This is a genomic window from Jannaschia aquimarina, from assembly GCF_000877395.1.
Taxonomy (GTDB): Bacteria; Pseudomonadota; Alphaproteobacteria; order Rhodobacterales; family Rhodobacteraceae; genus Jannaschia; species Jannaschia aquimarina.
Genome location: NZ_JYFE01000001.1, coordinates 20388 through 28304 on the forward strand (window position 1 = coordinate 20388; position 7917 = coordinate 28304).

Below are 7917 nucleotides of genomic sequence, written 5' to 3' on the forward strand. Positions count from 1 at the left end.
GAGCCGTCGCTCGGCCGACTCGACCTCTGGTGGGCGGCGCGTTCGCGCTTTCGCGGCAGCGTAGTGAGCGGCTCGTCCTGCCCGCGCCGCCTCTCACTTGCCCTTCAAGGCGGAGGCTCGTTCGGGGCCTTCACCTGGGGTGTACTAGACGCGCTGCTCTCCGAGGGGGTCGAGATCGCCGCCGTGACCGGCACGTCTGCAGGTGCGGTCAACGCGGTGCTGCTCGCACACGGTTACGCCACGGCGCCCGAACCGGTCGCCCGGCCGGCCGCTGCCCGGGCCGCGCTCGACGCCTTCTGGACGCGATGCGGCCGCGCGGCGCTCGCATCGCCGACGGCCACGCCGCCCGCACTCATGGCGACGCCCGTGCTGCGGGTCGCGATGGTAGCCCAAGCGGCGGTGACCGACGCGGTGCAGGCCCTCGCCGCGCCCGCGCAGCGCGATCCGCTCGGCCTGCTCGGCGGCGTGGCTGACTATCTCTTCGATCCGATCGACTTCGCCGCCATCCGTACATCCTGCGGCCCCGAGGGCGTGCTGCCGCTGAGGATCGCCGCGACCCGCCTACGCGACGCGAACGCCGTGCTCTTCGACGGGCCCGAGATCGACCGGGCGCGCGTCATGGCCTCGGCCTGCCTGCCGACGCTCTTTCCGCCCGTCGAGGTCGACGGTGAGACCTACTGGGACGGCGGCTTCTCCGCCAACCCGCCGCTCATGCCCTTCGCCGAGGGCTTCGGCACCGACGAGGTCCTGCTCGTAAACCTGAACCCGCGCGAGATCGCCGACCCGCCGCACAGCGCCCACGACATCGCCGAGCGCATGTCCTCCGTCGCCTTCCAGCAGGCCATGCTGTCCGAAGTCGCCCGTCTCGAAGCGGCCGACGACGGCGAGGGCGGCAAGCTGCGCCGCATACGGCTCCATCGGATCGAGGGCGGAGACACGCTGGTGGGCTATGGCCTCGACGCCAAGCTCAACGCGCATCCGGCCTTCTTGGCAGAATTGAAACGTCTGGGGCGCGAGGCAGCTTTGGAGTGGCTCGCCGATGATAATTACCGATGACCCGTGCCGAGCAATGCCTGGGGCGCCGCCAGCTCGTCGTCGGGGGCGCATTGCTACTGGCCCTCGGGGCCTGCGCGCCGCGCATGCGGTTCGTCGAATCCTCGGCGGACGGACCAGCCGCATCGACGATCCAGCGGATCCACCTTCTCGCCGCCGACCGACCGATCCGGAGCCTGCGAATAGCGGGCGGCGGGTCCCTGACGGCCACGATCGTCGATGTCTCGATTCCACCGAACCACCGGCCTGGCGAGGTCGAGTACCGGACGGACGGCGATCCCGCCCGCAGCTTCGCTGTCGAGAGCCTGCGCGGGGTCGCTTCCGCGGGCGCGCTTGCGGATACGGCGCTCGCCGCACGCCGTCCGGGGCAGGATGTCAATGTCTTCGTCCACGGCTACAACAACACGACCGCCGAAGCTGTTTTCCGGCACGCCCAGATCGCGCACGACTATGCCGGCGCGGGACCCGATCAGGGACCGCAGATCCTGTTCCACTGGCCCTCGACCGCCTCGCCCTTGGGCTATCTGGCAGACCGCGACGCCACGCTCGCCGCCCGGGCGGATCTGGCCACGCTCCTGGCTCGCCTCACGTCCGGTGCGCCGGGACGGGTGTTGCTGATCGCCCATTCGATGGGCGCGTTCCTCGCCATGGAGGCGCTCGCACGCCTGTCGTCCGACGATCCCTCGGCGATCGCGCGTCTGTCGGGGATCATCCTCGTCTCACCCGACATCGGCCTGCCGGTGTTTCTCGACCAGCTGAATCGCGTCTCGGGGCGACCGGGCTTCTTCGTCGTTGCCATCAACCAGGCGGACCGGATACTCGGGCTCTCGGCCTTTCTGACACGTCAGCCTGATCGCCTCGGCTCGACCGATGAGGTGCGCCTGTTGGAGGCGCGTGGCCTGACCGTCGTCGACCTCACTGCGCTCCGTTCGGGTAGCGGCGATCACCTGACCCTTGCCGCCTCCCCGGCCGCGATCCGGCTGATCAACGGCTTTTCCGAAGGCCGAAGCCTGCGCGACCGTGGTGTGCTCAAGATCGGGCGGTGACAATGCCGCGCTCAGGCGCCGCGCGGCGTCTTTCCATAGGCTCGCTTCCAGCAGCGTGCGAGGTGAGAGGCATCGGTGAAGCCGCATTCTGCAGCGATCTGCGTCAGCGTGTCGTCGGTGCGACCCATCCGCTCGCCCGCGCGCTCCAGCCTGCGGCGGCGCACGAAGGCCCAAGGGGTTTCTCCAGTCGCGACGCGGAAGGCACGGGAGAACGCGGAGGGCGACATGCAGGCTGCCCCCGCCAATTCACCCACTGTCAAAGGCGCGGCAATATGGGTTTCGGCGTAATCTACCGCGCGGGCGAGGCGGCGATCCGAGAGCTTCGGCGCCCGCCCAAGATTGTGGCCGCAAGCAGCGATCAACTCGCCCAACATCGTGAGGAATGCGCCGTCGAGGTCCAGCGAGGCGGCCGGATCGCTGCGCGCCGTTGCCGCCCACATGGCGTCGAGTGCGGCGATCGCCCCAGGGAGGCAACGGAATTTCTCGATTACACCCGAAAAGGCGTCCTGCGTGGGGCCATGCCGATCCAGCAACGTCTCGAAGCTGCTCTGCTGGATCAGTGCGACTCGAAGCGTGAGATCAGGAAGGCGAAAGCCGCATTCTGTCATGGCCGGCTGGATGTCGAGGAAGCGATGGCCGGGTCGGTGTGCCTTCCAGCCGTCCCCGAAATTGGTCTCGAACGGGTCAGACGGCGCCACGAGACTGACGAAGCACACCTGCGGCAGCGCCGGATCGACGCATTCGATCGCGCCCTGATCGACCTGCATGATCTCGACGCCGAACGTGCCGCCGCCGCGATATTCCTGCGCGAACTCGCGGTAAGGTCCGTCCCGATAGTGATCGAGAAAGGAGGCTGGCGCCGTCACCGCCCGCCCTCCCGCGGCGTGGTCCCGTAGGCCCGCTTCCAGCACCGCGCGAGGTGGGAGGCGTCGGTGAACCCGCAATCGGCGGCGACCTGCATCAGCGTGTCGTCGGTCCGCGCCATCTGCTGGCCCGCGCGTTCCAGACGGCGGCGGCGGACGAAGGCCCACGGCGTCTCGTCCGTGGCGGCCCGGAAGGCGCGCGAGAAGGCAGAGGGCGACATGCATGCGGCGCCCGCCAGTTCGCCAACCGTGAGCGGCGCGGCGATGTGCGTTTCGGCATAGTCCACCGCGCGTGCGAGACGGTGGTCGTCGAGCTTGGGCGCGGGCGCAAGGCCGTGGCCGCAGGCGGCGACGATGTCTCCCATCATCGTCAGGAAGCCTGCATCGATATCGAGCGCCGCCGACGGGTCCGTCCGGTTCGCGGCGGCCCACATCGCATTCATTGCGGTTCGAACGCGGGGCAGTTTGTAGAACCGGCCGCAGGCGACATCTATCGCACCCTCGGGAAGGTCGAGGGAGGCCAGAAGTTCGTCGACGATCATGCGTGGTGCGATTGCACCCCTGAGATGGAGCGGCGGTAGACGAAAGCGCGCCTCGACGTCGGGGAGCTGGACGTTCACACAACCGGTAGAATTATGGTGGTGGAACCAGCCCTCGCCGAAGTTGAACTCAGGCTCGAACACGGGATCGTTCATGTTCAATATGAAACTGTAGGTCCCGAAGGCCGGATCAGAGAATTCTCCTTCGCCCTGATGGACGTCAATGAGGTTCAACCCGAACGTCCCGCCCTTGCGGTGTTCCTGCGCGAATTCGCGATAGGGTCCGTGCCTGTAATGATCGAGATATCCGACGGCCTCGGTCATCGCCCACCCTCCCGCGGCGTGGTCCCGTAGGCCCGCTTCCAGCAGCGGGCGAGGTGGGAGGCGTCGGTGAAGCCGCAATCGGCGGCGACCTGCATCAGCGTGTCGTCGGTCCGCGCCATCTGCTGGCCCGCGCGTTCCAGACGGCGGCGGCGGACGAAGGCCCACGGCGTCTCGTCCGTGGCGGCCCGGAAGGCGCGCGAGAAGGCCGACGGAGACATGCAGGCGGCGCTCGCGAGTTCGCCCACGGTCAGGGGCGCGGCGATGTGGGTCTCGGCGTAGTCCACGGCGCGCGCGAGGCGGCGGTCGGAAAGCGCGGACGCGGGTGCCAGCGTGTGTCCGCAGGCCGCGATCAGCTCGCCGGCCATCGTCAGGAAGGCGCCGTCGAAATCGAGCGATGCAGCCGGGTCGACACGCTCGGACGCGGCCCACATTGCGTCCATCGCCGCGATGGCGCGGGGCATGGCGCGGAACTGCCCGCTCACCGCCGCGAGCCCATCGGCGGGAAGCCGATGCGCGAGCATCAGGTCTCGCCATGTCTTCGGTGAGAGATGTGCCGCTCTCAGATGAATGTGGGGTAGACGAAGCCCGCAATCCGTATCGGCCGGCTGCACGTCGATGATGCGCCCCGACGGGACATGTCTGGCCCAACCATCCCCGAAATCGGCCTCGAACGGATCGCTGCGAACGACGGTGGTTACGAATGAAACCTGTGGGATCGCAGGATCGACGGTCTCGATGGGGTCCTGCCGCGCCTCGAGCATGCCGATACCGAACGTCCCGCCCGTGCGATGCTCCTGGGCGAAATCGCGGTAGGGACCGTGGCGGTAGTGGTCCAGGAAGCTCTGCGGGGCGGTCGTCAGATCCATGTCCTCGGCCTTACTATCGGCACGTTAGCGACTGTGGCACCGCCGCGCTACCCGTTCGCGAAGGACGCCCCTCTCGTCCCATCTTGGCGCCTCGATCGTCCCACCCGGCCGCCTCACGCCTTCGACGGATCCATTGGCTCGCCCTCGGAGATCGCCTCCAGCGCCCCGTCGAAGGCCGCATCGCCGATCTCGTTACGCCGGTACCACGCGCCGTGGAGCGGCAGCACGGCTTCCAGCGTCGGCAGGCGGTCAAGGAGCTGGGAGATCGCGTCGCAGAACACGGCCTCGTCGTCCGGGGCCATCTTGGGCCGCTGAAGGCGTGGCGGCGTGGCCTCTTGCTCGGGGCCGGGGCCGACGGCGCTGTCGCCGGTCAGGAGCGTCCGCTCGCCGGCCAGGTGCAGCATCACCGAGCCGGGCGTGTGGCCCGGCATGTGGATCGCTTCGACATCCGCCAGTGCCGGATGGCCCATCGGATCGTGCAATTCGACGGACAGGGCCCGGGCATCGTCGTTCCGGTCCGCCGGGTGCAGCAGCACCGGCGCGCTGAAGGCCGCGTCCTGGTCGGCGAAGGCGTCGCCAGAGGCCGCGAGGTCGCTATGCGACAAGACATGCGCGAGGATCGGCGCCTCGGCGTGACGGGCGCGCAGGTCGTCCATCAGCCAGGAGAAGGGCGCGTCCATCAGAATGGTGCGTGGCCCGTCCCCGCCGTTTACGCGAATGGCGTAGGAGTTCAGGGGCCGCTTCGAGCCGCCGGAGATCGAGCCCTCCTGCGGGAGCATCGTGACGCGGTCCGTGACGCGCTGCGGGTCCGGGGCGTAGAACTGGATCGGCATGGTCGTCCCTCTCGTGATGATCGTGTCCCGGGCAGGATCATCGCGCCCCGCCCTCAAGCGCCGCCATCCGCTCGAGCGCCTGCGCGACAGCGGGTCGCCCGGCGATCCGCTCGATCCAGGCGCGGGTCGCCGGGAGGTCCGGCAGGCGATCGGCGGCCGCCTTCTCCAGAAAACCGAGGCCGCCCTTCGCCCAGGGGAAGACCATCATATCGGCGATGGAGTAGTCCGGCCCGGCGAGGTTCTTCGCCTTCGCAAGCCGCCCTTCCAGTACGCCGTAGAGCCGGAGCGTCTCGGCAAGGTAGCGCTCCCGCGCGTAGGTATGGTCGCCATCCGCCATCAGGAAATGTCCCCATTGGCCGATCATGGGACCCAGCCCGCCCACCTGCCAGAACGTCCAGGCCAGCGCGTCGGCGCGGGCCTGGCCGTTCGTCGGCAGGAAGCGGCCGTGATTGACCGCGAGATGCAGCAGGATCGCGCCCGACTCGAAGAGGGTGACATCTCCGTCCACCAGCGCCGGGATCTTCCCGTTGGGCGAGATCGCGCGGAAGGCGGGATCGTCCTGCGCGCCCTTGCCGATGTCGACGGCGCGCAGGTCGTAGTCCACGCCAAGCTCCTCCAGCAGGATCGCGGGCTTCTGGCCGTTGGGCGTGTCCCAGGCATACAGGACGATCACTGGGGCAGCCCCAGCACGGTGATACGCGCCGGCCCGCCCTTCCAAGGCCAGATGGGCGAGTTCATGCCCGACGCCACGGCGATCAACTGCCGGTCCTCGACCGCGTAGGTGATGACGCCGCCGCCGATCGGTCCGCCGACCGAGTAGGTCGCGAGCTGCCCGCCGTTCACCGCGTCGAAGGCGTAGAGCGTGCCGTTCAGGTCGCCGGTCAGGACGATACCGCCCTCGGTGGGCGTCACGGCCGCCAGCATTGGGGTCGGCGCCTGCCAGACCCATTTCACCTCGCCCGTGTCGGCGTCGATGGCGTTGAGCCAACCCTTCGAGTCCTCGGGCGCGTCGTTCACGCCGTAGGTGTGCTCCTCGCCGTCGATCTCGCCGCCCACGCCGGTCCAGGCCTGACCCAGCGACAGCGAGACGACGTTCTCCGGATCCTGGATCGAGACCGTCGTGCAGCGGTCGACGCTGTTGACGTAGGCCATGTTCGTGCCCGCGTGGTAGGCCGGGCCGTTCCAAAGCACCCCCGCCGTCGTGCCGGGGCAGAAGTAGGTCCCGTCGGGCCCAAGCGGCGCGTCGGCGTTCAGGATCGTCGTGATCGCGCGGGTGAAGCGCTTGTTGGACGGCACGCCCGGCGCCGCCTCGCCGCCGCCGGGGGCCGCCGTGCGCACGCCGTCGGTCTCGGAGATGCCGCCCGCCTTGGTGGGTGCGACATCCTCGAAGACGTGCATGTTGCCGTCCTTGGCGGCGGCGATGACGGTGCGGGTGCCGTCCGCGGTCGTCACCACCGCCGGAGCGGCGGAGGCGTCCCAGTCGTGGAAGTCCTCGGGCACCATGAGGTGGTGGCGCACGTAGCCGCCGTCCTGCGCGTCGAGCACGGTGATGGAGTTCGTCATCAGGTTGCCGCCCTCGCGCAGCGAGGAGACGAAGTCGGGCGCGGGGTTAGCCGTGGGCACGTAGAGTAGGCCGCGCCCGTCATTGGCGGCGGGGTCCAGCGTGTAGGTCGTCCACGACGCGCCGCCGGTGATCGGCTCGCCCTCGGGCACGTCCCAGGTGGTCGGGTCGCCCGCGCTCGCATAGCCGTCCGTCGCGTCGTTCGAGATCGGCGCGTCCACCAGCGTCAGCGTGCCGACGTTCTGCTCCTTAGGGACGAGGAATGTCTCCCAGACGGGATCGCCTGTCTCGGCTTCGAAGGCGTAGACCCGTCCTTTCACGCCGTAATTGTCGCCGCCCGCATTGCCGACAAAGACCTTGCCGTCCCACGCGATCGGGGCGGCGGGAATGGTCTCCCCCTTCTCCGTGATGCCGATCTGAACCTCCCACAGCATCTCGCCCGTCCCAGCGTCGAGCGCGATCAGGCGCCCGTCCTGCAGCCCGCGGAACAACCGTCCATCCAGATAAGCCGCGCCCCGGTTCACGCGCAACGGTCCCGCGCGCTCGTAGTCGAGCGTCGTGCGCCAGAGTTCGTCGCAGGTGGCGGCGTCGATGGCGAAGGTGTCGAACTCGGTGGTGAAGTACATCGTCCCGCCCACGACGATGGGGCCGGTCTGGAAGCTGGTCGTCAGCCCGGTGTCGTAGGTGCAGACGGCCCTCAGGCCGGCGACGTTCTCGCCTGTGATCTGCGCGAGCGGCGAGGTCCGCTCTCCCGTCAGCGTGCGGTTGAAGGTGAGCCAGTCGGCGGCGGGGACGTCCTGCGCGGCGGCGGGGGTAGCGAGGAGGGCTGCCC

At 69.1% G+C, this 7917-nt stretch carries 8 protein-coding genes; 2 read left to right on the forward strand and 6 right to left on the reverse strand.

The features are described 5' to 3' along the window. The first annotated feature begins 63 nt into the window (after positions 1–63). The gene (locus tag jaqu_RS00120; protein ID WP_043916886.1) at positions 64–1056 is read left to right on the forward strand and encodes a patatin-like phospholipase family protein; all 993 of its coding nucleotides are present in this window, start codon (positions 64–66) and stop codon (positions 1054–1056) included. Then, complete coding sequence (locus jaqu_RS00125; protein ID WP_043916887.1) at positions 1053–2099, forward strand: alpha/beta hydrolase; 1047 nt, start codon at positions 1053–1055, stop codon at positions 2097–2099. The genes jaqu_RS00120 and jaqu_RS00125 overlap by 4 nt, the downstream gene beginning before the upstream one ends. Positions 2100–2110: 11 nt before the next feature. On the opposite strand, the gene jaqu_RS20290 is transcribed toward jaqu_RS00125, so the two are convergent. From jaqu_RS20290 to jaqu_RS00155, 6 genes are all read right to left on the reverse strand, one after another. Further along, a complete protein-coding gene (locus jaqu_RS20290) occupies positions 2111–2965 on the reverse strand; it encodes an AraC family transcriptional regulator (RefSeq protein ID WP_052500668.1) in 855 nt (284 codons plus the stop codon). Beyond that, positions 2962–3825, reverse strand: coding sequence for an AraC family transcriptional regulator (locus jaqu_RS20295; RefSeq protein WP_052500669.1), 864 nt, complete (start codon positions 3823–3825; stop codon positions 2962–2964). Before jaqu_RS20295 ends, jaqu_RS20290 begins: the two co-directional genes overlap by 4 nt. Next, positions 3822–4691 carry an AraC family transcriptional regulator gene (locus jaqu_RS20300; RefSeq protein ID WP_052500670.1) on the reverse strand — a complete coding sequence of 290 codons (870 nt, stop codon included), beginning with the start codon at positions 4689–4691 and terminating at the stop codon, positions 3822–3824. The genes jaqu_RS20295 and jaqu_RS20300 overlap by 4 nt, the downstream gene beginning before the upstream one ends. 113 nt (positions 4692–4804) lie before the next feature. Continuing rightward, positions 4805–5524: an MBL fold metallo-hydrolase gene (locus tag jaqu_RS20305; protein WP_052500671.1), complete on the reverse strand. Its 720-nt coding sequence runs from the start codon at positions 5522–5524 to the stop codon at positions 4805–4807. Positions 5525–5561: 37 nt separating this feature from the next. Then, positions 5562–6197, reverse strand: a complete 636-nt coding sequence (locus jaqu_RS00150) for a glutathione S-transferase family protein (protein ID WP_043916888.1) — start codon at positions 6195–6197, stop codon at positions 5562–5564. Further along, positions 6194–7917, reverse strand: a 1724-nt coding sequence (locus tag jaqu_RS00155) for an outer membrane protein assembly factor BamB family protein (protein ID WP_043916889.1), incomplete at its 5' end; no start/stop codon positions are given. The genes jaqu_RS00150 and jaqu_RS00155, both read right to left, overlap by 4 nt.

What these genes read in the sequence shown, in the direction of transcription:
- jaqu_RS00125 (WP_043916887.1), top strand. Translation starts at nt 1,053, where the DNA reads ATGACCCGTGCCGAGCAATGCCTGGGGCGCCGCCAGCTCGTCGTCGGG.
- jaqu_RS20295 (WP_052500669.1), bottom strand. Translation starts at nt 3,825, where the DNA reads ATGACCGAGGCCGTCGGATATCTCGATCATTACAGGCACGGACCCTAT.
- jaqu_RS20300 (WP_052500670.1), bottom strand. Translation starts at nt 4,691, where the DNA reads ATGGATCTGACGACCGCCCCGCAGAGCTTCCTGGACCACTACCGCCAC.
- jaqu_RS20305 (WP_052500671.1), bottom strand. Translation starts at nt 5,524, where the DNA reads ATGCCGATCCAGTTCTACGCCCCGGACCCGCAGCGCGTCACGGACCGC.